Raw genomic sequence first — 25,166 nt, forward strand, 5'->3', positions numbered from 1 at the left:
GCGCCGCACCGGCCGCGCCGTCCGGGCCGCCGCGCCCGTCGTGTCCTGGACGGCCCGTGGCACGCCCCCGCCCGGCGGGCGCGGGGGCGCCTGCCGGGCGGGGGTCGCCGCCGGTCCGGACCGTGGAATCCGGTGGGTTCATGTCAGACGAGCCCGACTTCCTGGAGCATGGCCAGCGTTTCCTTGAGCGAGTCGAGCTTGCCCAGGTCGATCTTCGGCGGCTGGAGGGTCTCCAGCGCGGGGACGCCCTCGGCCGTTTTCACGCCGGCGACCAGCGGGTGCTCCTTGGTCTCCTCGGCGAAGTAGCTCTGGGCCTCGGCGGAGAGCAGGAAGTCGACGGCCTGCTGGGCGTACGCGGCCTGCTTCTCGTCGGTGCCCTTGAGGATGCCGACACCGGCGACGTTGACCAGGCCGCCCGGGTCGCCGCCGGGCAGGTAGTGGACCTTGGCCTTGACCTTGTCCGCGCCCTTCTCGGCGACCCGCTCGTACCAGTAGTAGTGGTTGAGCGGGGCGATGGCGACCTCGCCCTTGTCGACGGCGTCCAGGACGTTGACGTTGCCCTCGTACGCCTTGGGCTGGTTCGCCTTGAAGCCCTTGAGCCAGGTACGGGTGGCCTCGTCGCCCTCCAGCACGCGCATGCCGGTGACGAACGCCTGGAAGGAGGCGTTGGTCGGGGCGTAGCCGATCTTGCCCTTCCACTCGGGCTTGACCAGGTCGTGCACGCTGTTCGGCGGCGTGGGCACCTGGTCCGGGTGGTACATGAGGACCCGGACCCGGCCGCTGACGCCGGCCCAGTCCCCCGCGGAGCCGCGGTAGGCGGGCGCGACCTTGTCGAGGGTCGCCTGCGGCAGCGGGGCGAGGCGCTGCTCCTTGGAGAGGGCGCCGAGGGCGCCGGCGTCCTGGGAGAAGAAGAGCCCGGCCTTGGTCTTGTCGCCCTCCTCCAGGAGCTGGGCGGCGAGTTCGGCGCTGCCGCCGTAGCGGACCTCGACCTTGGTGCCGAGGTTCTTCTCCAGCTTCTGGATCAGCGGCTTGACGAGGTTCTCGTTGCGGCCGGAGTAGATCACCAGCCCCGCCGGTTCGTCGCTGCCGCAGCCCGCGAGCGCGGGGAGGAGCAGGGCGGTCGCGGCGAGCGCGGTGAGCGTGCGAGCCAGGGGGCGGCGCATGGGACGGGGGTTACCTTCCAGCCGTGCCCGCCTCCGCGACCGGGTGGGTCGGCGCGGGCGGCAAGCGGTGATCGTCCTGTCGAGGGAATCCATGAACAAAGTTATAGATAAGGTAAAGCTTACCTAAGGGTCAAGGTGGCTGGTGGTAACGGCCCGGTTGCGAACGTATATCCGGAAGGCCCGCCCCCTCTTTCCGATTAGGAAAGGCTTACCTACTATGCGCCCGTGACGCTCCTCCATTCCCCACCCGCCCTCGGCAGCTCGCTGCCCCTCGCCCGCGACCTCGCCCGCTTCGGCGACCGCACGGCCTTCGTGACCGCCGACGGCGAGATCTCCTACCAAGAGCTGGCGGGCCGCGTCGCACAGACCGCCGAGCGCCTCGGCACCGGCCGCCGGCTCGTCCTGCTCCCCGGCGCCAACACCGTCGAGGCGCTCGTCGTGCATCTGGCCGCCCTCTCCGCCGGCCACCCCGTCCTGCTCGCCCCGGGCGACCACCCCGAGGCCGTGGCCGCGCTGACCGCCGCCTACGACCCGGACGTCGTCGTCCACCCGGCCGCGAGCGGCGCGTGGCGGATCGAGGAGCGGCGGCCGGGCTCCGCCCACGTGTTCCATCCGGACCTCGCGCTGCTGCTGAGCACCTCGGGCTCGACGGGCTCCCCCAAGCTCGTCCGGCTCTCGTACGACAACCTCCAGGCGAACGCCGAGTCGATCGCCGCCTACCTGGGCATACGGGAGACCGACCGGGCGGCGACCACCCTGCCCGTGCACTACTGCTACGGCCTGTCCGTGGTCCAGAGCCACCTGCTGCGCGGCGCCGGGCTCGTCCTGACCGGCCTCTCGGTCTCGGAGGCCTGCTTCTGGGACCTCTTCCGCGCCGCCCGCGGCACCGCCCTCGCCGGCGTCCCGTACACCTTCGACCTGCTCGACCGGGTCGGCTTCGCCGAGATGGACCTGCCGCACCTGCGGTACGTCACCCAGGCCGGCGGGCGGCTCGCCCCCGAGCGGGTCGCGCACTACGCCGCGCTCGGGCGCCGGCGCGGCTGGGACCTGTACGTCATGTACGGCCAGACCGAGGCGACCGCGCGGATGGCGTACCTGCCGCCGGAACTGGCCGACACGCACCCCGGCGCGATCGGGATCCCCGTACCGGGCGGCTCCTTCTCCCTGGAGCCGGTCGAAGCGACGGCCGGCGGGGACGAGGGCACGGGCGAGGGCCCGGGCGAGGGCGTCGGCGAACTGGTCTACGCCGGGCCGAACGTCATGCTCGGCTACGCCACGACCCCCGACGACCTCGCCCTCGGCCGGACCGTCGACGTCCTGCGCACCGGGGACCTGGCCCGCCGCACCGAGGACGGCCTGTACGAGATCGTCGGACGGCGCGGCGGGTTCCTGAAGATCCTCGGGCTGCGGATCGACCCGCAGCAGGTGGAGGCCCTGCTCGAACGCCACGGGGTGAGCGCGCTCGTCGCCGGCGACGACACGACCCTGACCGTCGCCGCCCTGCGCGGCCCCGGCCGGGACGCGCGCCGGATCCGCCGGCGGGTGGTGGAGGCCTGCGGCCTGCCCCCGCGCGCGGTCGACGTCCACCTGCTGGCGGAGCTGCCCCGGCTGGCCAGCGGCAAGCCCGACCGCCAGGCCGTACGCGCCCTGGCCCGGCCGGCCCTCGCGGGGGCGGCGTCCGGGGGCGGGGACCTGTGCGAGGTGTACGCGCGGATCCTGGACCGCACCGACGTCACCCCGGACAGCACCTTCGTGGGCCTGGGCGGCGACTCCCTGTCGTACGTCGAGATGTCCCTCCAGCTCGAACAGCGCCTCGGCCACCTGCCGCCCGACTGGCACACCACACCCATCCGCGACCTGCGCCCGCCGACGCGGCCGGCCGGGACCCGCGCCCGGACGAGGCTGGAGACCAGCGTCGCCCTGCGCGCGGTGGCGATCGTGTGCATCGTCGGCTCCCACGTCCCGATCTTCACCATCCGGGGCGGCGCCCATCTGCTGCTCTCGGTCGCGGGCTTCAACTTCGCCCGCTTCCTGCTCACCTCCGCCGAACGGCTCGAACGGGTGCGCCGCACGGCCCGGAGCATCGGGCGGATCGCGCTGCCGTGCATGGCCTGGACCGCGTTCGCCATGCTGGTCAGCGACGACTACGGCCTGACGAACCTGCTGCTCCTGCACAACGCGATCGCCCCGCAGGACATGGGCCCGGGCATCCACCTCTGGTTCGTCGAGGCACTCGTCTACATCCTGCTCACCGTGCTCGCGCTGCTCGCCCTGCCGGCGGCCGACCGGCTGGAGCGGCGCTTCCCGTACGGGCTGCCGCTCGCCCTCGCCGCCGTCGGCCTGCTCACCCGCTACGAGCTGGTCGGCCTGCCCGACCGCAGCAAGATCACCGACGCGGTCACCGTGTTCTGGCTGTTCGCGCTCGGCTGGGCGGCGGCCCGGGCGGGCAACGTGCCGCAGCGGCTGCTGGTCACGGCCGTCGCGCTCGCCACCGTGCCGGGCTTCTTCCCGGGCGAGCTGGGCCGGGAGGTGTTCGTCATGGCCGGCTTCGTGCTCCTGGTGTGGTTCCCGTCCCTGCCGAGCCGGCAGCGGATCAACCAGGCGGCCGGGCTGCTCGCCGCCGCCTCCCTGTCCATCTACCTGACGCACTGGCAGGTCTACCCGCTCCTCGACGGCATCTCCAAGCACCTGGCCTTCGCGGCCTCGCTGGTCTTCGGCGTCGGCTACGCCGCGGCGGTGGGCCGGCTGGTACGGCGGCTGCCGGCGCCGCGCGGCCTCGCCCGGTGGACCGGACGGGCGGCACCGGCAGAGCCGGCGGGACCCGCGGAGCTGACGGGCCGGCGGAGCTGACGGGAACTGACGGGACTGGCCGGAAACAGCTCACGCCGCGGCCGGCGCCCCGGGTAGGCTGCGGCGGTTTCACGGAGCTGATCTTGGGGGGATTCTCGTGGTACCGGTGCGTCATGGCCGAAGAGGACTCGGGGCCGCGGCCGTCGTCGGGGCGGTGCTGCTGCTCGGTGTTGCCGGGTGCGGCGGGTCCGGCACGAAAGCGAAGGGCTCCGGCACGCCGGCCGCGGCCACCACTGCGGCCCCCTCGCCGTCGGCGCGCCCCGTGATGCCGGGGCTGGTGGGGCTGACGTCGGCCGACGCCGACGCGGCCGTGGCCAAGCTGGGCGAGGCCAAGGTCGAGGCGCGCAGCGCGTACGCGGACGTGGCCCTGGCCCCGGACCACCCGCAGTGGACCGTGTGTTTCCAGACGCCCGCGGCGGGAGCTGAGCTCGCCGGGCCCACGGCCGTCGAGCTGTCGCTGACCGCGCCCGGCACACCGTGCCCCGAGAAGGCGGGCGCCAGCCTGAAGCCGTCCAAGGCCCCGGCCAAGACCCCGACGATCGCGCCGACCAGGGCGCCCGCGCCCACCGAGGCCGCCACCGAGCCGCCCGCCACCGGAGGCGGCGGCAGCAGCGTCTACTACCGGACCTGCGCCGACGCCAAGGCCGCCGGCGCGGCGCCGATCCGGCGCGGGCAGCCCGGGTACGGCAAGCACCTCGACCGGGACAACGACGGAATCGCCTGCGACAAGTGAGCGGGCAACCACGCGCTGGCATACGGTGGTTGAAGGACGACGCCCGCCCTCGGCGCGGGTGGCGACGCGGGCCGGTAAGGGGACTCATGGCTGTCGATACGCAGGCGGGTGGAGCGGGGATTCCCGAGCTGGCGGGGGCTCCGCTGCTCGGGTCGATGTTCGACCTCCGACACGATTCCATCGGAACCTATCTCCGCGCCCAGCGCGCGCACGGTGACGTCGTCCGCGTGAGCGCCGGCCCGCCCGGGCTGCGGGCGGTGCTGCACTGCGTGTTCTCGGCGGAGGGCGCGCAGCAGGTGCTCGCCGCGCAGTCGGCCAACTTCCGCAAGGACAACCCCTTCTACCAGGAGGTCCGGGAGTCCTTCGGCAACGGCCTGCTGACCAGCCAGGACGAGGACTACCTGCGGCAGCGGCGGCTGGTGCAGCCGCTGTTCACCCGCAAGCGGGTCGACACCTACGCCGGCGCCGTCGCCGCCGAGACGTCCACCACGACCGGCGGCTGGCGCGACGGCGCCGTGGTCGACGTGTCGGACGAGATGATGCGGCTGGCGCTGCGCGCCGTGGCCCGGATCCTGTTCGGGACGGACGTGGACACCACGGTGGACGTGGTGGACCGCTCCTTCCCGGTGATCACGGAGTACGTGCTGCGCCGCGGCTACGCCCCCAGGAACATCCCGCGCAGCTGGCCCACCCCGGGCAACCGGCGTGCCGCGGCCGCGATGGACGAGCTGTACGCGGTGTGCGACCGGATCATCGCCGAGCGGCGGGCGCACGAAGCGGCCGGGGCGGACGGGGCGCACGGCGCGGCCGGAACGGACGGGGCACACGGGGCACACGGGGCGCACGGCGCGGCCGGAACGGACGACGGACAGGACCTGCTGACGCTGCTTGCCGCGGCCGGGAGCGCGGACGACGGCGCGTTCGACGCCGGCGAACTGCGCGACCAGGTGCTGGTCTTCCTGCTCGCCGGGCACGAGACCACCGCGACCTCGCTGGCGTTCGCCCTGCACCTGCTGGCCCGCCACCCCGCGCAGCAGGAGCGCGCCCGCGAGGAGATCCGCCGGGTGCTGGGCGACCGTACGCCGCAGGCCGCCGACCTGGACCGGCTGCCGTACCTGACGCAGGTGCTCAAGGAGGCCATGCGGCTGTACCCGGCGGCGCCGGTCATCGGGCGGCGGGCGGTGGCCGAGACCGAGATCGGCGGGCACACGATCCCGGCCGGGGCGGACGTGATCCTGGCCCCGTGGGTCACCCACCGGCACCCGGACTACTGGAGCGAGCCGGAGCGCTTCGACCCCGACCGCTTCACGCCCGAGGCGGAGGCGGCGCGGCCGCGGTACGCCTGGTTCCCGTTCGGCGGCGGACCGCGTGCATGCATCGGGCAGCACTTCTCGATGCTGGAGTCCGTGATCGCGCTGGCGATGATGCTGCGGGACTACGCGTTCGAGGCCGTGGACACCGAGGTCCCGGTGAGCGCCGGGCTCACGCTGCGGGCGCAGGGCCCGGTCCGCTGCCGGCTCAAGGCGACCGGCGCCGGGCGCTGACCGGCCGGGCCGGCGGCCGTACGCGACGACGGCCGTACGCGACGGCGGCCGTGCGCGACGGCGGCCGAACGCGAGGCGGCTGTACGCGATGGCGGCCGTACGCGACGACGCCCCTCGGCCCCACCCTGATTCCCGGGGCCGGCCGTCGTCGCGCTCACGCCTCGGCCGGGGTGTGGTTGCCCTGGAGGCGCGCCAGGTCCGAGGGGCGGACCTGGATCGCGAGGAGGGCGATCACGGCGGCGACCAGGGTGAAGCAGGCGGCCACGACGAAGGCCGTCGAGATGCCGGAGGTGAGGACCAGGTCCCCCCACGGGTCGGGCAGTTGCCGGGTCCGTACGAAGAGCAGCTTCTGCTCGGGGGCGGCCTCGGCCAGGAAGGCCGGGACCTGCTGTTCGGCCTCGTTGCGGCTGGCCGTGCCGAAGACCGTGACCAGGATGGACAGGCCGAGCGCGCCGCCGACCTGCTGAGTGGCGTTCAGCAGTCCGGAGGCCGCGCCCGACTCCCGGTCGGGCACGTTCGACAGGGCCATCAGGGTCAGCGAGACGAACTGCATGCCCATGCCGGAGCTGAAGAGGAGCATCGGGCCGAGCACGCTGCCGAGGTAGCTGGAGTGGATGTCCACCAGGGTCAGCCACCACAGCCCCCCGGAGCACAGCAGCGCGCCGGTCACCATGAAGGGCTTCGGCCCGGTCCTCGGCAGCAGCCGCGCGGTGATCCCCGCGACCACCGCGACGACGGCGCTGACCGGGAGGAAGGCCAGGCCGGCCTGGATCGGGCTGAAGCCCAGCACGTTCTGCACGAACAGGGTCAGGAAGAAGAACATGCCGAAGATCGCGCAGGCGAAGAAGAGCATGATCCCGTAGGTGCCGGCGCGGTTGCGGTCGGCGAACATGTGCAGCGGGGTGATGGGCTGCGGCGAGCGCCGTTCGGTCAGGACGAAGGCGGTGAGCAGGACCGCGGCCGCCGCGAAGGAGGCCAGGGTGAGGCCGTCGCGCCAGCCGTCCTCGGCGGCGCGGATGAAGCCGTAGACCAGGGAGACCATGCCGAGGGTCGAGGTCAGCGCACCCGTGAGGTCGAAGTGCCCGGGGTGGCGCTCGGACTCGCGCAGGACCCGCCCGGCCATGACGGCGATCAGCACGGCGATGGGGACGTTGACGAAGAGCACCCAGCGCCAGTCGAGCCATTCGACGAGCATGCCGCCGGCCAGCAGCCCGATGGCGCCGCCGCCCGCCGAGACGGCGGCGAAGACGCCGAACGCCCGGTTGCGCGGCGGCCCTTCGCGGAAGTTCGTGGTGATCAGCGCGAGCGCGGTCGGCGAGGCGATGGCGGCGCCGACGCCCTGCAGGGCGCGGGCGGCCATCAACTGGCCGGCGTTCTGGGCGAAGCCGCCGAGCAGCGAGGCCAGCCCGAAGAGCAGGACGCCGAAGATGAACACCCGGCGCCGGCCCAGGATGTCGCCGGTGCGCCCGCCCAGCAGGAGCAGCCCGCCGAAGGTGAGGGTGTAGGCGTTGACCACCCAGGACAGGCTCTCGGTCGAGAAGCCGAGGGCGGTCTGGATGTGCGGCAGCGCGATGTTCACGATGGTGATGTCGAGGACCACCATGAGCTGGCACGAGGCGATGACGAAGAGCGCGAGGCCGCTCCCCTGCGGGCGGACCGTGCCGTCGGCGGTGCTGTCGGCCGTGCTGTCGGCCGTGCCGTCGGTCTCGGCAGGGGTGGGCCGGGCTTTGCGGTCCATGCGTTCGACGCTAGTCCCGGGTTCAAACACACACCACTCGAATGGGCTAGGCGATGTGCTATTTCACATGTCACACTCCAGCACTATGGATGCCATCTCCCCTCTCTCCCCGTCGGACGACGACCCGGACGACGACTACCTCGCCCTCTCGGCCCGCACCGCCCGGTTCTCCCACGGCTCCCCGCGCTCCTTCGCCTTCGGGGACGAGGCCCGCCTGCTGTACTTCCTGCGCTCCGGCGGCCCCACCGACCCCCTGCACTCCCTGTGGGTGCTGGACACCGCCACCGGTGCCGAGCGCCTCCTCGCCGACCCCCGCGACCTCGACCCCGTACCCGGCCGGCTCCCCCTCGCCGAGCGACGGCTGCGCGAGCGCATCCGGCTGGTGACCCCGGGCATCGGCTCGTACGCCCTCTCCGGCGACGGCCTGCGCGCGGTCTTCGCGCTGAACGGGCGGCTGTTCGAGGTCCGGGCCGACGGCGAGGTCCAGGCCGGCGGCGCCGGCGGGCCCAAGGAGATCGCCACGGCCGGCCCCGCCGTCGACCCGCGCCCCAACGCCGACGGCTCGGCCGTGGCCTACGTCTGCGAGGACGCCCTGTACGTCGCCCCGGGCGGCCGCGTCAGCCCCGCCGACGGGGCCCGCTGGGGCCTCGCGGAGTTCGCGGCCGCCGAGGAGCTCGCCCGCGACCGGGGCCACTGGTGGTCCCCCGACGGGGTGACCCTGCTCGCGGCGCGGGTCGACGAATCCGCCCTGCCCCGCCGCCACTTCGCCGACCCGGCCCACCCGGAACGGGAGCCCGAGGACTTCGCGTACCCGCAGGCCGGCGGGCCCAACGCCGACGTCCAGCTGTGGGTACTCGGACCCGGCGGACGGCGGGTCCGGCTGGACTGGGACGCCGAGCGCTTCCCGTACGTCTCCGGCGCCGGCTGGGAGACCGCGGACGAGATCCTGCTGACCGTCCAGGACCGCCTCCAGCAACAGGTGCTGCTGCTCAGCGCCGACCCGGCCACCGGACGCATCCGCGAACTCTCGCGCACCGTCCACCCGCACTGGGTGGACCCGCTGCCCGGCACCCCGGCCCGGCTGCCCGACGGCCGGATGCTGACCTCGGCCGACGTCCCCCCGGCAGCGGCCGAGGGCGCCCCCGAGGCCGGCGCCGCCCGGGGCCTGGCCGTGGACCGCCGGCCGGTCACCGGCGACGGCCTCCAGGTCCGCCGGGTGGCCGGGGTCCACGAGGGCCGGCTGCTGATCGAGGCCGGCCGGCGCGACCCGTCCGAACAGCAGGTCCTGCTGCTCGACCCGGACACGGGCGCACTGACGCCCGTGGCGGACGGGCCCGGCGTGCACAGCGTGAGCGCCTGCGCCGGGGCGCTGCTGCTGACCGCCGCCGACGCCGACGGCTTCCGGCGCACCGTGACCACCGCCGACGGCCGCCGGCTGACCGTCCGCGACCTGGCGCGGCCGCTGCCGTACCGGGTGGCGCCGGTGCTGGAGCGGGTCACGGAACACGGCGTGCCCACCGCCCTCGTCCTGCCCCGCGGCCATGTGCCCGGGCGGCGGCTGCCCGTCCTGCTCGACTCCTACGGCGGCCCCGGCTACCAGGACGTCAGCGCCGAGCCGCGCCGCTGGCAGGACCGCCAGTGGTGGGCCGACCAGGGCTTCGCCGTGGTCACCATCGACAACCGGGGCACCCCGTACGTCTCCCCCGCCTTCACCCACGCCATGTACCGGGGCTTCTCCGAGGTCACCCTGGAGGACCAGGTCGCCGCTCTCGCGGCGCTCGGCGAACGGCACGCCGACCTCGACCTGACCCGGGTCGGGGTGCGCGGCTGGTCGTACGGCGGCTACCTGTCCGCCATGGCGGTGCTGCGCCGGCCCGACGTCTTCCACGCGGCCGCCGCCGGGGCCCCGCCGACCGACTTCCGCCTCTACGACACGGCGTACACCGAGCGCTACCTGGGCCTGCCGCAGGAGCACCCGGAGGTCTACGAGCGGGACTGCCTGCTCGGTGACGCGCCCGGGCTGAACCGGCCGCTGCTGCTGATCACCGGACTGGCCGACGACAACGTCCACCCCTCGCACACCCTGCGCCTGTCGAGGGCCCTGACCGACGCGGGCCGGCCGCACCAACTGCTGGCGCTGCCCGGCGTCACGCACATGACCCCGGGCGGCGTCCGGGAGCAGCTGATGCGGCAGGAACTGGCCTTCTTCCACCGCGAACTGGGCACCTGACCGGCGCCGTACGCCTCTGCGAATGCCGCGTAGTGCTGCTCTCCGTGACCGAAACGCCGGCAGTGGACCTCCACGGTGACCAGATCCCACTCCGGCTGTCCGATCGCCACCGTGTCCCAGTCGCACAGGACGACTTCACCGTTGCCTGCGTGGAGGGCATTTCGGTGCTGCGGATCTCCCTGGACGACCCCCTTCGGCAGGTCGAACTCCACGGTGCTGAAGTTGATCCGCAGGAGGGCGGCCCCGGTCGACGCGGCCGGCCGCCGCACGCTGGAGGCGGGCGGTCCGAACGGGGCCGCCCGCCCCTCAGCGTGTGCTGCACCGGTTCAGCTACGGCCGTGCCTGTCCACGACGAGTGCTTCCGCGGAGCGCAGGGGAACGAAGGGGAATGATGGAGAGCCACCGATGGCGTACACGCAGATCTTCTTCGACCGGTGCGTGTCGTTCCTGGGGCAGGGTGCGGTCGTGCTGGTCAGCTCGAAGCGGGGGGTGCCTAGCGACGGCAGCGTCCGCCACTGGTTGGTGGACGGGCTGTAGGCCTCCACCGTTTCCAGGGCGTCGTCGGTGAAGTTGAAGCCACCGACGGCGTACACGCAAGCGCCCTTCAGACCTTCGACGTCCTGGGGACAGGGCGCGCTCGCCCCGCCAAGGGCCACCCGGAGGGTGCTCATAGACGGCACCGCCTTCCACTGGTTGGTGGACGGGCTGTAGGCCTCCACCGTGTTCAGGACGTCGTCGGTGAAGTTGAAGCCACCGACGGCGTACACGCAAGCGCCCTTGAGGCCATCGACGTTCTTGGGGCAGGGCGCGGTCGCCCCCGCCGGCGCGTCACGGTCGGTGTTCAGCGGCGGGAGCGTCTTCCACTGGTTCGTGGCGGGACTGTAGGCCTCTACCGCGTCGCCGAACGCGCCGCCGATGGCGTACACGCAGGTGCCCTTCAGCCCGTCGACGTCCTTGGGGCAGGACGCTGTCGTTGCCGCCAGTTGACTGCGGGCGGTGTTGAGCGATGGCAGCGTCTTCCACGTGTTCGTGGCGGGGCTGTATGCCTCTACCGTGCTCGTGTCGAAGGCCGGGTTCGGCCACTCGGGACCGGTGAAGCCGCCGATGGCGTAGACGCAGGTGCCCTCCAGTCCTTCGACGTCCTCGGGGCAGGGGGCGGACGCCCCGGCCGGCGCATAGCGGGCGGTGGGCAGACCGGGCAGCGTCCTCCAGGTGTCGGTGGCCGGGCTGTAGGCCTCCACCGTGTCGAGGGTGGGCGCATCGCTGTTCTGGCCCCCGAAGCTGTAGACGCAGGTGCCCTTCAGGCCTTCGATGTCCTTGGGGCAGGGCGCGGTCGCCGATGCCAGACCGTTGGCGGGGGTGGTCCGCTCGGGCACCGCCTGCCATCCGTCCTGGGCGTGTGCGAGTGTGGTCGTCAGCGCGAAGAGGGGTGTCAAGACTGGGATGAGCAGCCCACGCGAGATCTTCATGTGCCCATTTGAGGCAGCGGCACGACCTCGGGGCAACGCAAGCTGGCCCGCCCGGGGGGCGCCATCACCCGTTCGCGGGTAGCGGGCTCAGTCGCGCGGGACCTGAGCGGCCGGCCTGTAGCCGTGATGCCGAACACGGACTGCCACTTCGCGGGGTGGGGAACGAGAGGCCACCGACTCCGCCGCGGGCGGGGGCACGCGGCCGGGTGCGAGGGGAGGGCCTCGGAGGCGTCATCGGCTCCGGGCCCTCCCTCGCTTCCCCGGCTGCCCCGTCAGTCGCCGGGGAAGTGGCAGGCCACCTCGCGCGTCGCCGGGCCCGCCGCGGCGACGGTCAGCGCGGGCCGCTCGGTCTTGCAGAGCGGCTGTGCCTTGGGGCAGCGCGGGTGGAAGGAGCAGCCCGGCGGGGGTGCCGCCGGGCTGGGTGGGTCGCCGAGGAGGGTGATCCGCTCCCGGCGCCGCTCGGCCGCCGGGTCCGGCAGCGGTACGGCGGACAGCAGGGCCCGGGTGTAGGGGTGCTGGGGGTCCTCGTAGAGGGACTTCTTGTCGCCGATCTCGACGATCCGCCCCAGGTACATGACGGCGACCCGGTCGCTGACCCGTTTGACCACGGACAGGTCGTGCGCGATGAACACGTACGCCAGGCCCAGTTCGCGGCGCAGCCGCTCCATCAGGTTGACGATCTGCGCCTGGACGGAGACGTCGAGGGCGGAGACGGGCTCGTCGGCGACGACCAGGCGCGGGCTGGTGGCCAGCGAGCGGGCGATGCCGATGCGCTGGGCCTGGCCGCCGGAGAACTCGTGCGGGTAGCGGTCGATGTGCTCGGGGATCAGCCCGACCAGGTCCATCAGCTCCGCGGCCCGCCGCCGGGCGTCCCCGGCCGCCCAGCCCTGGACGAGCAGCGGGTCGGAGATGATGCGGGCGACGGTCTGGCGGGGGTTGAGGGAGGAGTGCGGGTCCTGGAAGACCATCTGGAGGTGTCTGCGCAGCGGGCGCAGCGCCCCCTGGGACAGGTGGGTGACGTCCCGCCCGTCGAAGGTGATGCTGCCCGAGGTGGGCTCCAGCAGCCGGACGAGCATCCGGCCGGTGGTGGACTTCCCGCAGCCCGACTCGCCGACCAGGCCCAGGGTCTCACCCGCCGCCAGGTCGAAGGAGATCCCGTCGACGGCCCGGACCGGGGCGCCCCGGCGGCCGGTGGCCGACCGCTTGCCGGGGAAGGTCATGGTGAGGTCGCGTACGGAGACCAGCGGCGGCGCGGACCCGTCGGCCGGGGCCGGGGCCGGGCCCGCGGCCGGCTTCAGCGTGGTCATCGGGACACCTCCTGGTCGGGGTCCGTGCCCTGGGGGCGGACCGTTGCCGGGCCGGGGACCGGCACGTTCGCCGGCGTGCGCCCGGCGGCGTCGGCGGGCACGCCCGCGAAGTGGCAGGCCACCAGCCGGTCCGGTGAGCGGTAGGGCTCCAGTGCCGGCCGTACGTCGGCGCACCGGGCCCGGTCCTGCGCCGTGCCGGCGGCAGCCTGAGCGCAGCGCGGGGCGAACGCGCAGCCCGGGGCCGGCTCGCGCAGGGACGGCGGGGAGCCGGGGATCGCGCGCAGCGGCTCGTCGTCGGAGTCGTCGAGCCGGGGCAGGGAGTCCAGCAGCCCGCGGGTGTAGGGGTGGGCGGGGTCGGCGAACAGCGCGTCCACCGGGGCCTGTTCGGCGGCGCGGCCGCCGTACATGACGAGGACCTCGTGGGCGACCCGGGCGACCACGCCCAGGTCGTGGGTGATCATCACGACGCCGAGGCCGCGCTCCTGCTGGAGCCGGGCGATCAGTTCGAGGATCTGCGCCTGGACGGTGACGTCGAGGGCGGTGGTGGGCTCGTCGGCGATCAGCAGCTCGGGCTCGCAGGCCAGGGCCATGGCGATCATCGCGCGCTGGCGCATGCCGCCGGAGAACTGGTGCGGGTACTCCCCGGCCCGGCGGGCCGGTTCGGGGATGCCGACCTCGCCGAGCATGTCCACGGCCCGTCTGCGGGCGGCGGCCCGCCCGGAGCGGAAGTGGACCCGGTAGTGCTCGGCGATCTGTTCGCCGACCGTGTAGTACGGGTGCAGGCTGGACAGCGGGTCCTGGAAGATCATGGCCATCTTCCGGCCGCGCAGCCGCGACAGCTCCTTCTCGGACAGTGCGGTGAGTTCCTGTCCGGCCAGGGCGATCGAGCCGCCGACCTCGGCGTCGCGGTGCAGGCCCATCACCGCGAGGGAGGTGACGGACTTGCCGGACCCGGACTCGCCGACGATGCCGAGGGTGCGGCCGGCCTCGACGGTGAAGGCCAGGGAGTCCACGGCGCGGACCCGGCCGCGCGGGGTGGTGAAGGTGACCTGGAGGTCGCGGACCTGGAGCAGGGGTGCCCCGGTCGTCGTCAGTACCTCGGTCGTCATCAGTACCTCACTCTCGGGTCGACGACGGCGTACAGGAGGTCGACCGCGAGGTTGGCGACGACGATGAAGAAGGCGGCGAGCAGGGTCACGCCGAGGACGACGGGCTGGTCGGAGCTGACCAGCGCGCCGTAGAAGAGCCGCCCGATGCCGGGCAGGCCGAAGATGGACTCGGTGATGACCGCGCCGGCGAGCAGGCCGCCGAGGTCCATGCCGAAGATGGTCAGGATCGGGGTCATCCCGGAGCGCAGGCCGTGCTTGACGACCACGGTGCGCTCGGGCATGCCCTTGGCGCGGGCGGTGCGGATGTACGGCTCCGCCATCGCCTCGATCATCGAACCGCGGCTCTGGCGGGCGTACATGGCGGCGTACAGCAGGGCCAGGGCGGTCCACGGCAGCAGCAGGTTGGCGGCCCAGCCGAGCGGGTTGTCGGAGAAGGCCTGGTAGGTGGGGTACGGCAGCAGGCCGGCGATGCGGATGACCCCGTAGATGAGCATCACGGAGGTGAAGTACACCGGCAGGGAGGCGGCGGCGACGGCGCCGACCATGAGGACCCGGTCGGTGACGGTGTCCTTGCGCAGGGCGGCGGTGACGCCGGCGCCGAGGCCGAGCAGCAGCCACAGGGCGGCCGCGCCGACGGCGAGGGAGGCGGAGACGGGCAGCCGGTCCATCAGCAGGTCCCACACGGGCAGGGAGTTCTCGTACGAGTAGCCCAGGCACGGGAAGCCGCACTCGACGGCGTACTGGCCGGTGCCGAGGGTGCGTCCGGTGAAGATGCCGGTGAGGAAGTCGAGGAACTGCCGCCACACCGGCTGGTCCAGGCCCAGGTAGGCGCGGACGTCGGCGAGGCGTTCGGGGCTGCACGTCTTGCCGCAGGCGGCCGCGGCCGGGTCGGAGGGCAGGACGTAGAAGATGAGGAAGGTGACGGCGGCGATGGCGAGCAGCACGCCCGTCAGGGCGAGCAGCCGGCGCGCGAGGTAGAGGATCACGTGCGGCCTCCCCTGGGGTCGAGGATGTCGCGCAGGGCGTCGCCGAGCAGGGTGAAGGCGAGCACCGCGAGGAAGAGGAAGGTGCTCGGGATGATGAAGTACATGGGGTCGGTCTCGTAGAAGGCGACGGACTCGGCGATCATCTGGCCCCAGGACGGGGTGGGCGGGCGGACGCCGACGCCGAGGTAGCTCAGGGCGGCCTCGGTGCTGATCATGCCGGGCACGAGCAGGGTCGTGTACGCGATGACCGGGCCGGCGACGCCGGGCAGGATGTCCCGGGTCAGGATCCGCCAGGCGCTCGATCCGCCGACGCGGGCGGCGTCGACGTACTCGCGGTGCTTGAGGGAGAGGGTCTGGCCGCGGACCACGCGGGCGATGCCGGGCCAGCCGAACAGGCCGATGACGGCGGTCATCAGCACGATCCGGTTGACGTCCTTGGCCACCGACAGCATCGCGATCATGAAGATCAGCGAGGGGAAGGACATGGTGAGGTCCATCAGGCGGGACAGGACGGCGTCGGTGCGGCCGCCGAAGTAGCCCGCGGCGATGCCGGCGGCGGTGCCGGCCACCACGACGATGGCGGTGGCGGCGAAGGCGATGAGGAGGGAGACCTGGGCGCCGTGGACGACGCGGGCGAACAGGTCGCGGCCGGTGACGGGTTCCACGCCGAGCCAGTGCTCGGGGGAGATCCCGCCGAAGGAGCCGAGCGGGAGGCCGCCGAGGTAGGGGTCGACGGCGGACTTGTCGAACTCCTCCGGGGACCAGCCGCCGAGCGCGCCCAGCCAGGGCGCGGTGACGGCCATGAGGACGAAGACGAGGACGACGGCGAGGCTGACGCGGACGGCGGGGCGGCGGCGCAGTTCCCGCCGGGCGAGCTGCCAGGGGCTGCTGCCCGGGGGAACGTCCGGCGCCTGCGGCGCTGCCGCGCCGGTGGCGTCCGGGGCCGCCGCGGGGGCGGCCGGCGGGGTGGCGGTCATGGGGTGTGGGACCTCGCCGCCCGTCAGCCCTGGCTCTTCGACGGGTCCTTCAGACCCACCGTGGCGTAGTCGATGGAGCCGGTCCACACGGGGTGGCCGAAGGCGCCGGCGATGTTGGTGCCGACGAGGAGGGGCTTGCGCTCCAGGAAGACCGGGATGGAGGGGGCCTTCTTCATGATCTCGGCGTCGAGGTCGGTCCAGGCCTGGCTCGCGGCCTTGGCGTCGGACATGTTGTTGATCTCGTCGATCCGCTTCATCGTCGCGTCGTCGCGGAACTGGCTGTTGTTGCCCTGGTTGCCCTTCTCCTTGATGGTGCGTCCGTCGAAGACGAACGGGATCCAGGTGGCGCCGGAGGGGTAGTCGGGGCACCAGCCGGAGAAGGTCATGTCGGGCGTGGTGGACAGGTCGCCGATGACGTCGTAGTACGCGCCCGGGTCGATGGTGTCGATGACGACCTCGACGCCGACGCGGGCCAGGCCCTGCTGGATGGCTTCGGCGACGCCCTTGTCGCCGGTGGAGACGGCCAGCGAGACCTTCAGGCTCTCCTTGCCGGCGGCCTTGAGGAGTTCCTTGGCCTTGGCGGGGTCGCCGGCCGGGGGGATCTTGAGGGTGTCGGCCTGCTTGCCGCCGGTGAGGGCGGGCGGCAGGTAGGCGGTGGCGACCTCGTTGAGGGCGGGCCCGCCGTTCGCGGTGACCGCGGCCTCCTTGTCGAGGGCGTACTGCATGGCCTCGCGGACCTTGGGGTCGTTGAAGGGCGCCCGGGAGTTGTTCAGGTGCAGCATGGTGGTGCAGCCCTGGGACTCGGCGAGCAGGCGGGCCTTGATGTCGGGCTTGGGCAGCACCTTGGGGGCGCTCTCGGGGCGCATGTCCGCGTACTGCACGGCGGAGGCGTCGGCGCCCTCGCTGGCGATGATCCGGTCGTCGATCTGGCCGCCCTTGAGGCCCATGACGACGACGAACTTGTCCGGGTAGGCCTTGCGGACCGGGTCGGTGCTCGCGTCCCAGTGCTCGTTGCGGACCAGGACGAGCTTCTTGTCGCGGTCGTAGGACTCGATCTTGTACGGGCCGGAGGAGAACGGGCGGGCGTCGTACTGGGTGCCCTTCTCCTGGGACTGCGGGACCGGGGCGAAGGTGGGGAGGGTGGCGGTGGCGGAGAACTCGGCGACCGGACGCTTGAGTTCGAAGACGATCGTGCGGTCGTCGGGGGTCTTGACCGAGTCCAGGTGCTGGCCCTGGAGCGGGCCCTTGTAGCCCTCGGTGCCGGCCAGGTACTGGGCGGCGTAGTCGGGTCCGCCGGTGAGGTCGGGGGCGAAGGAGCGCTCGACGTTGTACTTGACGTCCTGGGCCTTGATGGGCGTGCCGTCCTCGTACTTCAGGCCCGGCTTGAGGGTGAAGGTCCAGGTGCGGCCTCCGTTGCTGGGGGTGCCGAGGTCGGTGGCCAGGTCGGGGACCAGCTCGCTGCCGGCCTTGCCCGGTTCGGCCTTGAAGGTGACGAGCGTGCGGTAGAGCAGGCGGGTGCCGAAGTCCATCGTCGGCATCGTCCAGTTGCGGGCCGGGTCGAGGTGGGAGAAGTCCTGGTTGGACAGGACGGTGAGGGTGCCGCCCTTGACCGGGGTGCCGCCGAGGGTCTTGCCGTCGTTGGCGGCCGCCGGGTTGGCGCCGCCGCCCTGCGCGGCCTTCTTCGTGTCGGAGCAGCCCGAGGCGCCGAGTGCGAGTGCGGCCACCAGGGCGGTGGCGAGGGCGAGTTGGGTGCGCTTGGTCATGGTCACTCCAGGGAAGGGCCGCGCTCTAGGATGTGACCGGTAACATAGTAATGTGAAATTGCACTGACAAGAGATGTGCGACCTCGTTATCCAGCCGTGTCCGAGCAAGGGGGTTGACGGGGCGGGCCGCGAGGGTGGTCCCGGCGGACCCAGGGTGCGGCCGGGCCTGGTTGTGCGGGCGACGGGCGGCGAGGGTCGATCCCATGAACGACAACACCCCTGACACCGCGCCCGAGTTCCACGACCGCGTCGTCCTGATCACCGGAGGGACCAGCGGCATGGGCCTGGCCACGGCCCGGCTGCTGCTGGACGGCGGCGCCCACGTCGTCGTCACCGGCCGCGACGAGGCCCGACTGCAGCGCACGGCCGCGCAGTTGGCGCAGGCGTCCGACGGCGGCGCCCGGCTGCTGACCGTACGGGCGGACGCCGCCTCCACCGCCGACCTGGACCGGCTGGTCTCCGTCGTCGGCGACCGCCACGGCCGCCTCGACGGCGTGTTCGCCAATGCCGGGGTCGGCGTCTTCCAGCCCGCCGCCGAGGTGCGCGAGGAGGACTTCGACCACGTCGTCGGCGTCAACTTCAAGGGCGTCTTCTTCACCGTCCAGAAGTCGCTGCCGCTGCTCGACGCGTCCCGCGGCGGCGCGTCGGTGGTGATCAACGCCTCGTGGACCCTGCACCGGGGCATGGCGCACGCACCGGTCTACGCGGCGAGCAAGGCGGCCGTCCACAACCTGACCCGCACCCTGGGCAGCGACCTCGCCGGACGCGGCATCCGGATCAACTCGGTGAGCCCCGGCTACATCGTGACCGAGATGTTCCGCTCGGTCGTCCCCGACCCCGCCGACCGCGAGCCGCTGCGCGCCGAGGTGCCGCTGGGCCGGCTGGGCGGGGCCGAGGACGTCGCCGAGACGGTGGCGTTCCTGCTCTCGCCACGCTCGTCGTACATCACCGGGCAGGACATCGGCGTCGACGGCGGACTGGTGACCGTCATCCCGAGCGTCCTGAACACCTCTTCGACGCCCGCCGCCTGACCGGCCGCCACCGCATGTGCGGCGGTTGTGCCGCGAGCGACGCTGCCTGGTCCTGTCAGGGCCAGGCAGCGGCCCGCCCGTTGGACCAGAATCGGTCCATGACCACCGCGACCAGCCTCGGCGAGTTCCTGCGCACCCGCCGCTCCCGCCTGCGCCCGCAGGACGTGGGGCTGCCCGACCACGGCGGCCGGCGCCGCGTCAGCGGCCTGCGCCGGGAGGAGATCGCCGGGCTCGCCGGGGTCAGCGTCGACTACTACACCCGGATGGAACAGGGCCGCGTGCCCCACCCCTCCGGCTCCGTGCTCGACGCGCTCGCCCGCGCCCTGCGGCTGACCGAGGACGGGCGGCGGCACCTGCACCACCTGGCCCGGCCGCGGCACGGTGCCCGGCCCTCGGCCCGGCACGTCGACGCCGCGCCGCAGCAGGTGCGGCCGATGATGCGGCGGCTGCTCGACGAACTGCACGACGTGCCCTCGCTCGTGATGGGCCGGCGCATGGACATCCTCGCCTGGAACGCCGCCGCGTGCGCCCTGTTCGGCGACTACGGCGCGCTGGACCCGGCCGAGCGCAACATCGCCCGGATCACCTTCCTCGGCCCCGCCTCCCGTGTGCTCTTCCGGGACTGGGACTCCTGCGCCCGCGAGAACGTCGCGTACCTGCACCTGGAGGCCGGGCGCCACCCCGACGATCCGCAGCTGGCCCGGCTGGTCGGCGAACTGTCCATGCGCAGCGAGGAGTTCCGCACCTGGTGGGCGCAGCACCCGGTGCAGGACAAGACCTCGGGCACCAAGCGCTTCCACCACCCGGTGATCGGCGACCTGGAACTGTCCTACGACACCCTGCGCTCGGCCGACGACAGCGAGCAGGCGCTGGTCACGTACGCCACCGAGCCGGGCAGCCCGTCGCACGACGCGCTGCGCATGCTGCTGGCCTGGGCGGCACCGGCCGCAGGGGCGTCACCCGCCGCGCGGGCCCAGCCGTAGAGCCCGTCGCCGGTCAGCGGTTCTTGCCGAGGCCGACCGCCGGGCGGCCCACCGGCTCGTCGCGGCCCTGCGCCCACAGCGAGCGGACGTGCCCGAGGTGGCGCCGCATGCACTCCTCGGCCCCCTCGGCGTCGCCGGCGATCATCAGGTCGAGGAGTTCGAGGTGCTCCTCGGCCGAGGACACCAGCTTGCCGGCCTCGTCCAGGCCGGTCAGGCCGTACAGCCGGGAGCGCTTGCGCAGCTCCCCGACCGTCTCGACCAGGCGCTCGTTGCCGGCGAGGCCCAGCAGCGTCAGGTGGAAGCGGCGGTCCGCCTCCAGGTACCCGATGAGGTTGTGCTCGCGGGCCGTGGTGACGATCTCCTCGGCGATCGGCCGCAGGGCCTCCAGCTGCTCCGCGCTCGCCATCCGGGTGACCCGGCCGATGGTGGGCACCTCGATGAGCGTGCGCAGCTCGGTGTACTGGTCCAGGTCCCGCTCGCTGACCTCGGTGATCCGGAAACCCTTGTTGCGCACGGGCTCCACCAGGCCCTCGCGGGCGAGGTCGAGCATGGCCTCGCGGACCGGGGTGGCCGAAACGCCGAGCTCCGCCGCCAGGCCGGGCGCCGAGTAGACGTTGCCCGGGCGCAGTTCGCCCGCTATCAGGGCTGCTCGAAGGGCATGGCCGACCTGGTCGCGGAGCCGCTCCTGGGCCTTGATGAGACTGTGCTGCTTCAGGTCACCCATCGCTCTTCCTCCGGTTATTCGCAGAGGAACAGCGTACAATGTCACGTTTCGCTGTTCGCCCCGGCGGCGAGGTACACGGCCACCGCCACGGCGAGATCTTCCCAGGCCATCCCCACGCTCTTGAAGAGCTGTGGGCAGGACCGCCCCGGGGGCGACGGCGCCCGCCCGGTCACCCGCCCGGTCACCAGATCGGCCAGTGTCCCGGCGATGTGCCCGGGGCCGATCGCGCCCTCCGCCTCCGGCACCAGCAGGTCCCCGGCCTCGCGCAGCGCGGCCGCGCGCGACTCGACGTACACGGCGGACCGCCGCACCAGAGCGGTGTCGGTCTCGCGGGCGTCGGGCTCGTGCGAGCCTACGGCGACGACGGTCGCCCCCGGGGACACCAGCCGGCCGTCGAACAGCGGGGTACGGGCCGTGGTGCAGCAGACCACCAGGTCGGCCCCGGCCACATCGGCCGGCGTGCCGGTACGGGCGGCGGCGAGGCCCAGCTTGCGGGCGTACCCCACCAGCCCCTCGGCCTTGGCCGCGCTCCGCCCGACGACCACCACCTCCGCCAACTCGCGCACGGCGAGCACGGCTTCGAGATGCCCGTAGGCCTGCGGCCCCGAACCGAAGAGCACCAGCCGCAGCGGCCGGTCGTCCGGCGTCAGGCACCGCACGGCCAGCGCCGAGACCGCCGGGGTGCGCAGCGCGGTGAGGGCCGCGCCGTCGAGCAGTGCCAGTGGCTGCAGGGTGGGGCCGTCGAGCAGCAGGTAGGAGCCGGTGATCCGGGGCAGCCCGCGCTCGGCGTTGCCGGGGGCCACCCCGGCGATCTTCACCCCGGCGAAGGCCCCGGCCGCGGCCGGCATCAGCAGCAGCTCCCCGCCGGGCACGGGCACGGCGGTGCGTTGCGGGCAGGCCTCGGGGTCGAGGCCCGCCCGCAGCACGTCGGCCAGCGCCTCGGCGGCGGCGGCCGGCCCGACCAGGTCGGCGATCTCCCGCGCCCCGAGCTGCGGCAGCGCGGAGCCCGCACCCGTCACGCCCATCGCTCCCGTCATGCCCGTCACGCCCGTCACGCCCGTCACGCCCGTCACGCCCGTCACGCCCGTCATGCCCGTCACAGGAGGAACCCCGCGCCCAGGGCGTCGTGTGCGTCGACCGAGAAGGCGTGTTCACCGGTGCGGTACGCCGTGCCGGTGACCTCGGTCACCCCCTCCCCTTTCCACCGCCCGGTGAAGACGGTGCCGACGACCGACTCGTGGAGCAGGTCCTCGCCCGGACCGAGCCGCCCGTCCTCGGCGAGCAGCGCCAGCCGCGCCGACGTGCCCGATCCGCACGGCGAGCGGTCGATCTGGCCGTCGGCGAAGACGGTGACATTGCGCTGGTGCGCGCCGAGCGGGGTGTCGGGCAGCTCCTCGTACAGGATCACCCCGTACACCCCGGACAGCAACGGCCCGTCGGGGTGCCAGGTGGCCGGGTGGGAGGCCAGCGCGGTGCGGATCTCCAGCCCGGCGCGGGTGAGCGCGGGCAGGTCCTCGCGGGTGACCGCCAGGCCCAGGTCGCGGGCGGCGACCGAGGCGTAGCAGGCCCCCGCGTGGGCGATGTCCACCTCGGCGATCCCCACCGAGGTGGCCACGGGCACCTTGCGGGCGGCCACGCGCGCGGCGACGTTGCGGAAGGTGATGCCGGTCGTGTGCCCTTCCGCCCGGTGCACGGTCGCGGTGACCCGCCCGGACGGTACGTCGATGCGCACCTCGGCGTCCCCGTCGGCGGGGGCGGCCACCCGCCCGCTGTCCACGGCCCAGGCGCCGAGCGCCATGGTGCCGTGCCCGCAGGCCGTGGAGTAGCCGTCCTTGTGCCAGAACAGCACTCCGAAGTGGGCGCCGTCGTCGTCGGCCGGCACCACGAACCCGCCGTACATCCCGGCGTGCCCGCGCGGCTCCTGCACGAGCATCCGCCGTACGTCGTCCAGCGCGCCCCGGCGCGGCGCCGTGCCCGAGCCGCCCGGGCCGATGGCGGTGGCGCAGCGCTCGGCCACCGTGTCGCCGGGGATCGCGGGCAGGTCCTCGGAGACGATCCGGAAGGGCTCGCCGGCGGTGTGGTAGTCGGTGGTGCGGACGACGGCGGGGCGTGCTTGAGTGGCGGCGGTCGCAGAAGGAGAGGCTGTCACAGGAGGAATCCCCCCGGGAACGGGTCGCTCGGGTCGAGGAAGTACTGGGCGGTGCCGGTGATCCAGGCCCGCCCGGTGACGGTGGGGACGACGGCGGGCCGGCCGGCGACGGTGGTCCCGGCGATCAGCCGCCCGGTGAACTCGGTGCCGATGAAGGACTCGTTGACGAAGTCCTGCTCCAGCGGGAGCAGCCCGCGGGCGTGCAGCTGGGCCATGCGGGCGCTGGTGCCCGTACCGCACGGGGAGCGGTCGAACCAGCCGGGGTGGATGGCCATGGCGTGCCGGGAGCGGGTGGCGTCGGAGCCGGGGGCGGCGAGGTAGACGTGCTTGACGCCGGCGATGCCGGGGTTCTCCGGGTGCACGGGGCGGTCGGGGCCGGCGTTGATCGCGTCCATGACGGCGAGTCCGGCGGCGAGCAGGTCGTCCTTGCGGGCGCGGTCGAAGGGCAGGCCGAGGGCGTCGAGTTCGACGAAGGCGTAGAAGTTGCCGCCGTAGGCCAGGTCGTAGGTGACGGTGCCGAAGCCGGGGACGTCGGCCTTGAGGTCGAGGCCGACGCAGAAGGACGGGACGTTGGTGAGCGTGACGGACTCGGCCGCGCCGTCCCGGACGTGGACGTCGACGCTCACCAGCCCCGCCGGGGTGTCGAGGCGGACGGTGGTGACCGGCTCGACGGCCGGCACCATGCCCGTCTCGACCAGGACGGTGGCGACCCCGATGGTCCCGTGTCCGCACATCGGCAGCAGCCCCGACACCTCGATGTAGAGCACGCCGAAGTCGGCGTCGGGGCGGGTGGGCGGTTGGAGGATGGCGCCGCTCATCGCCGCGTGGCCGCGCGGCTCGTACATGAGCAGGGTGCGCAGGTGGTCCATGTGCTCGATGAAGTGGAGCCGCTTGTCGGCCATGGTGGCGCCGGGAATCACCCCGACGCCGCCGGTGATGACGCGGGTGGGCATGCCCTCGGTGTGCGAGTCCACCGCGTGGTAGATGTGACGGGTACGCATGGGGTCCCCCCTGGTGGCTAGTTGTGGCCCTCGGCGAGGGCCTTCTCGGTCGCGGCGCGGACGGCGGCCTCGATCTCCCCGGTCAGCGGCAGGCGCGGCGGGCGGGTGGGTCCGCCGGGGCGGCCGGCGATGTCCATGGAGAGCTTGATGGCGTGGACGAACTCGGTCTTGGAGTCCCAGCGCAGCAGGCTGTGCAGGGACTTGTAGAGCGGCAGTGCGGTCTCGATGTCGCCGGCGACGGCGGCCCGGTAGAGGGTGGCGCAGGAGGCCGGGAGGGCGTTGGGGTAGCCGGCGATCCAGCCGACGGCGCCGGCCAGGGCGAGCTCCAGGAGCACGTCGTCGGCGCCGATGAGCAGGTCCAGGCCCGGGGCGAGTTCGGCGATCTCGTAGGCGCGCCGGACGTCGCCGCTGAACTCCTTGACGGCGACGATGCTGCCGTCGGCGTGCAGCCGGGCGAGCAGGGCGGGGGTGAGGTCGACCTTGGTGTCGATGGGGTTGTTGTACGCCACGACGGGCAGGCCGGCCTTGGCCACGTCGGCGTAGTGGGCGCGGACCGCGGTCTCGTCGGCGCGGTAGGCGTTGGGCGGCAGCAGCAGGACCGAGCCGGCGCCGGCCTCGGCGGCCTGGTCGGCCCAGCGGCGGGACTCGGCGCTGCCGTAGGCGGCGACGCCCGGCATGACGCGGCCGCCGTCGCCGGCCGCCTCGACGGCGGTACGCACGACGCGGGCGCGCTCGTCGGCGGTGAGGGTCTGGTACTCGCCGAGGGAGCCGTTGGGGACGACGCCGTCGCAGCCGTTGGCGATGAGCCAGGCGACGTGCTCGGCGTAGGCGTCGTAGTCGACGGAGAGGTCCTCGCGCAGGGGGAGGGTGGTGGCGACCATGATGCCGTGCCACGGGGTGCGGGCGGCGGGGGCGGCCAGGGTGGTGGGGGGCGCGGGGGTGTGCGCGTCGGTCATTGCATGACTCCCTGAGAGTGGTGTGTGACATTTTATTAGGGGGTGCGATGCGGCCACAAGGGCCGCGGCGCGGGAGACCTGCTGATCAGTCGTCAGCGGGGAGCTGCGCCAGGTGCTTCAGCGGCACCGGGCAGGAGAACGGGCGACGGTCGGCCGCGGGCTCGGCGCCGGCGCCGGCCAGGGCGGCGACGGCCGGGCCGCACATGCGGCCCTGGCACCAGCCCATGCCGGCGCGGGTGAGCAGCTTGACGGTACGGGCGTCCCGCGCGCCGAGGTCGGCCACGGCCTCGCGGATCCGGCCGGCGGGCACCTCATCCCACCCGCCGTCGCCCGTCTCCTGTGTGGCCCCCCCCTTTCACCCCGGGCCGGGGCGGCACGCGCGGCGGCTGGAGTCCGGGAGCGCTGCCGACCGCGCGCGGGGCTGGTGACCACATTCTTCATCCACCGAGCGTG

General features: G+C 73.5%; 20 protein-coding genes. 6 read left to right on the forward strand and 14 right to left on the reverse strand.

Annotated elements, in window-relative coordinates:
- Positions 1-143 precede the first annotated feature (143 nt).
- A complete protein-coding gene (locus GPJ59_RS14030; protein ID WP_219667437.1) occupies positions 144-1,163 on the reverse strand; it encodes an iron ABC transporter substrate-binding protein in 1,020 nt (339 codons plus the stop codon).
- Between the two features lie 225 nt (positions 1,164-1,388).
- Here GPJ59_RS14030 and GPJ59_RS14035 point away from each other — a divergent pair, with 225 nt between their 5' ends.
- The 3 genes from GPJ59_RS14035 (at position 1,389) to GPJ59_RS14045 (ending at position 6,290) form a co-directional block, all read left to right on the forward strand.
- Positions 1,389-4,013 carry an AMP-binding protein gene (locus GPJ59_RS14035; RefSeq protein WP_219667438.1) on the forward strand — a complete coding sequence of 875 codons (2,625 nt, stop codon included), beginning with the start codon at positions 1,389-1,391 and terminating at the stop codon, positions 4,011-4,013.
- Positions 4,014-4,290: 277 nt separating this feature from the next.
- Entirely contained in the window at positions 4,291-4,746 is a 456-nt protein-coding gene (locus GPJ59_RS14040; RefSeq protein WP_308120289.1) for an excalibur calcium-binding domain-containing protein, read from the forward strand.
- Positions 4,747-4,832: 86 nt separating this feature from the next.
- Positions 4,833-6,290 carry a cytochrome P450 gene (locus GPJ59_RS14045; protein WP_219667439.1) on the forward strand — a complete coding sequence of 486 codons (1,458 nt, stop codon included), beginning with the start codon at positions 4,833-4,835 and terminating at the stop codon, positions 6,288-6,290.
- Positions 6,291-6,444: 154 nt separating this feature from the next.
- Here GPJ59_RS14045 and GPJ59_RS14050 read toward each other — a convergent pair whose 3' ends face one another.
- Positions 6,445-8,028 (reverse strand): MFS transporter, encoded by a 1,584-nt coding sequence (locus tag GPJ59_RS14050; protein WP_219667440.1) that lies wholly within the window; start codon positions 8,026-8,028, stop codon positions 6,445-6,447.
- An 85-nt stretch (positions 8,029-8,113) separates the two neighbouring features.
- Here GPJ59_RS14050 and GPJ59_RS38495 point away from each other — a divergent pair, with 85 nt between their 5' ends.
- The gene (locus GPJ59_RS38495; protein ID WP_219667441.1) at positions 8,114-10,258 is read left to right on the forward strand and encodes a S9 family peptidase; all 2,145 of its coding nucleotides are present in this window, start codon (positions 8,114-8,116) and stop codon (positions 10,256-10,258) included.
- Between the two features lie 326 nt (positions 10,259-10,584).
- On the opposite strand, the gene GPJ59_RS14060 is transcribed toward GPJ59_RS38495, so the two are convergent.
- From GPJ59_RS14060 to GPJ59_RS14085, 6 genes are all read right to left on the reverse strand, one after another.
- Complete coding sequence (locus tag GPJ59_RS14060; RefSeq protein ID WP_219667442.1) at positions 10,585-11,727, reverse strand: Kelch repeat-containing protein; 1,143 nt, start codon at positions 11,725-11,727, stop codon at positions 10,585-10,587.
- A 272-nt stretch (positions 11,728-11,999) separates the two neighbouring features.
- Positions 12,000-13,034: an ABC transporter ATP-binding protein gene (locus GPJ59_RS14065; protein WP_219667443.1), complete on the reverse strand. Its 1,035-nt coding sequence runs from the start codon at positions 13,032-13,034 to the stop codon at positions 12,000-12,002.
- Positions 13,031-14,143 carry an ABC transporter ATP-binding protein gene (locus tag GPJ59_RS14070; protein WP_219667444.1) on the reverse strand — a complete coding sequence of 371 codons (1,113 nt, stop codon included), beginning with the start codon at positions 14,141-14,143 and terminating at the stop codon, positions 13,031-13,033. The genes GPJ59_RS14065 and GPJ59_RS14070 overlap by 4 nt, the downstream gene beginning before the upstream one ends.
- Entirely contained in the window at positions 14,143-15,129 is a 987-nt protein-coding gene (locus GPJ59_RS14075; RefSeq protein WP_219667445.1) for an ABC transporter permease, read from the reverse strand. The genes GPJ59_RS14070 and GPJ59_RS14075 overlap by 1 nt, the downstream gene beginning before the upstream one ends.
- Positions 15,126-16,106 (reverse strand): ABC transporter permease, encoded by a 981-nt coding sequence (locus GPJ59_RS14080; protein ID WP_219667446.1) that lies wholly within the window; start codon positions 16,104-16,106, stop codon positions 15,126-15,128. Before GPJ59_RS14080 ends, GPJ59_RS14075 begins: the two co-directional genes overlap by 4 nt.
- Before the next feature lie 23 nt (positions 16,107-16,129).
- Positions 16,130-17,869 carry an ABC transporter substrate-binding protein gene (locus GPJ59_RS14085; RefSeq protein ID WP_219667447.1) on the reverse strand — a complete coding sequence of 580 codons (1,740 nt, stop codon included), beginning with the start codon at positions 17,867-17,869 and terminating at the stop codon, positions 16,130-16,132.
- 203 nt (positions 17,870-18,072) lie between these two features.
- Here GPJ59_RS14085 and GPJ59_RS14090 point away from each other — a divergent pair, with 203 nt between their 5' ends.
- A complete protein-coding gene (locus GPJ59_RS14090) occupies positions 18,073-18,900 on the forward strand; it encodes an SDR family NAD(P)-dependent oxidoreductase (RefSeq protein WP_219667448.1) in 828 nt (275 codons plus the stop codon).
- Between the two features lie 98 nt (positions 18,901-18,998).
- Positions 18,999-19,883: a helix-turn-helix transcriptional regulator gene (locus GPJ59_RS14095; protein ID WP_219667449.1), complete on the forward strand. Its 885-nt coding sequence runs from the start codon at positions 18,999-19,001 to the stop codon at positions 19,881-19,883.
- A gap of 13 nt (positions 19,884-19,896) precedes the next feature.
- On the opposite strand, the gene GPJ59_RS14100 is transcribed toward GPJ59_RS14095, so the two are convergent.
- From GPJ59_RS14100 to GPJ59_RS14125, 6 genes are all read right to left on the reverse strand, one after another.
- Positions 19,897-20,607 carry a GntR family transcriptional regulator gene (locus tag GPJ59_RS14100; RefSeq protein ID WP_219667450.1) on the reverse strand — a complete coding sequence of 237 codons (711 nt, stop codon included), beginning with the start codon at positions 20,605-20,607 and terminating at the stop codon, positions 19,897-19,899.
- Between the two features lie 41 nt (positions 20,608-20,648).
- Positions 20,649-21,632 (reverse strand): ornithine cyclodeaminase family protein, encoded by a 984-nt coding sequence (locus tag GPJ59_RS14105; RefSeq protein WP_219667454.1) that lies wholly within the window; start codon positions 21,630-21,632, stop codon positions 20,649-20,651.
- Between the two features lie 71 nt (positions 21,633-21,703).
- The gene (locus GPJ59_RS14110; protein ID WP_374200849.1) at positions 21,704-22,756 is read right to left on the reverse strand and encodes a proline racemase family protein; all 1,053 of its coding nucleotides are present in this window, start codon (positions 22,754-22,756) and stop codon (positions 21,704-21,706) included.
- The gene (locus tag GPJ59_RS14115; protein WP_219667451.1) at positions 22,753-23,757 is read right to left on the reverse strand and encodes a proline racemase family protein; all 1,005 of its coding nucleotides are present in this window, start codon (positions 23,755-23,757) and stop codon (positions 22,753-22,755) included. The genes GPJ59_RS14110 and GPJ59_RS14115 overlap by 4 nt, the downstream gene beginning before the upstream one ends.
- Before the next feature lie 17 nt (positions 23,758-23,774).
- Complete coding sequence (locus tag GPJ59_RS14120) at positions 23,775-24,713, reverse strand: dihydrodipicolinate synthase family protein (RefSeq protein ID WP_219667452.1); 939 nt, start codon at positions 24,711-24,713, stop codon at positions 23,775-23,777.
- Positions 24,714-24,798: 85 nt separating this feature from the next.
- Entirely contained in the window at positions 24,799-25,023 is a 225-nt protein-coding gene (locus GPJ59_RS14125) for a (2Fe-2S)-binding protein (RefSeq protein WP_374200850.1), read from the reverse strand.
- Positions 25,024-25,166 lie beyond the last annotated feature (143 nt).

It is taken from the genome of Streptomyces bambusae (assembly GCF_019400985.1).
GTDB lineage: Bacteria > Actinomycetota > Actinomycetes > Streptomycetales > Streptomycetaceae > Streptomyces > Streptomyces bambusae_A.

Excerpts from the sequence above, each read along its gene's own strand:
- GPJ59_RS14030 (WP_219667437.1), bottom strand. The coding sequence starts at position 1,163 with ATGCGCCGCCCCCTGGCTCGCACGCTCACCGCGCTCGCCGCGACCGCC.
- GPJ59_RS14045 (WP_219667439.1), top strand. The coding sequence starts at position 4,833 with ATGGCTGTCGATACGCAGGCGGGTGGAGCGGGGATTCCCGAGCTGGCG.
- GPJ59_RS14050 (WP_219667440.1), bottom strand. The coding sequence starts at position 8,028 with ATGGACCGCAAAGCCCGGCCCACCCCTGCCGAGACCGACGGCACGGCC.
- GPJ59_RS38495 (WP_219667441.1), top strand. The coding sequence starts at position 8,114 with ATGGATGCCATCTCCCCTCTCTCCCCGTCGGACGACGACCCGGACGAC.
- GPJ59_RS14060 (WP_219667442.1), bottom strand. The coding sequence starts at position 11,727 with ATGAAGATCTCGCGTGGGCTGCTCATCCCAGTCTTGACACCCCTCTTC.
- GPJ59_RS14065 (WP_219667443.1), bottom strand. The coding sequence starts at position 13,034 with ATGACCACGCTGAAGCCGGCCGCGGGCCCGGCCCCGGCCCCGGCCGAC.
- GPJ59_RS14070 (WP_219667444.1), bottom strand. The coding sequence starts at position 14,143 with ATGACGACCGAGGTACTGACGACGACCGGGGCACCCCTGCTCCAGGTC.
- GPJ59_RS14080 (WP_219667446.1), bottom strand. The coding sequence starts at position 16,106 with ATGACCGCCACCCCGCCGGCCGCCCCCGCGGCGGCCCCGGACGCCACC.
- GPJ59_RS14085 (WP_219667447.1), bottom strand. The coding sequence starts at position 17,869 with ATGACCAAGCGCACCCAACTCGCCCTCGCCACCGCCCTGGTGGCCGCA.
- GPJ59_RS14090 (WP_219667448.1), top strand. The coding sequence starts at position 18,073 with ATGAACGACAACACCCCTGACACCGCGCCCGAGTTCCACGACCGCGTC.
- GPJ59_RS14095 (WP_219667449.1), top strand. The coding sequence starts at position 18,999 with ATGACCACCGCGACCAGCCTCGGCGAGTTCCTGCGCACCCGCCGCTCC.
- GPJ59_RS14100 (WP_219667450.1), bottom strand. The coding sequence starts at position 20,607 with ATGGGTGACCTGAAGCAGCACAGTCTCATCAAGGCCCAGGAGCGGCTC.
- GPJ59_RS14105 (WP_219667454.1), bottom strand. The coding sequence starts at position 21,632 with ATGGGCGTGACGGGTGCGGGCTCCGCGCTGCCGCAGCTCGGGGCGCGG.
- GPJ59_RS14115 (WP_219667451.1), bottom strand. The coding sequence starts at position 23,757 with ATGCGTACCCGTCACATCTACCACGCGGTGGACTCGCACACCGAGGGC.
- GPJ59_RS14120 (WP_219667452.1), bottom strand. The coding sequence starts at position 24,713 with ATGACCGACGCGCACACCCCCGCGCCCCCCACCACCCTGGCCGCCCCC.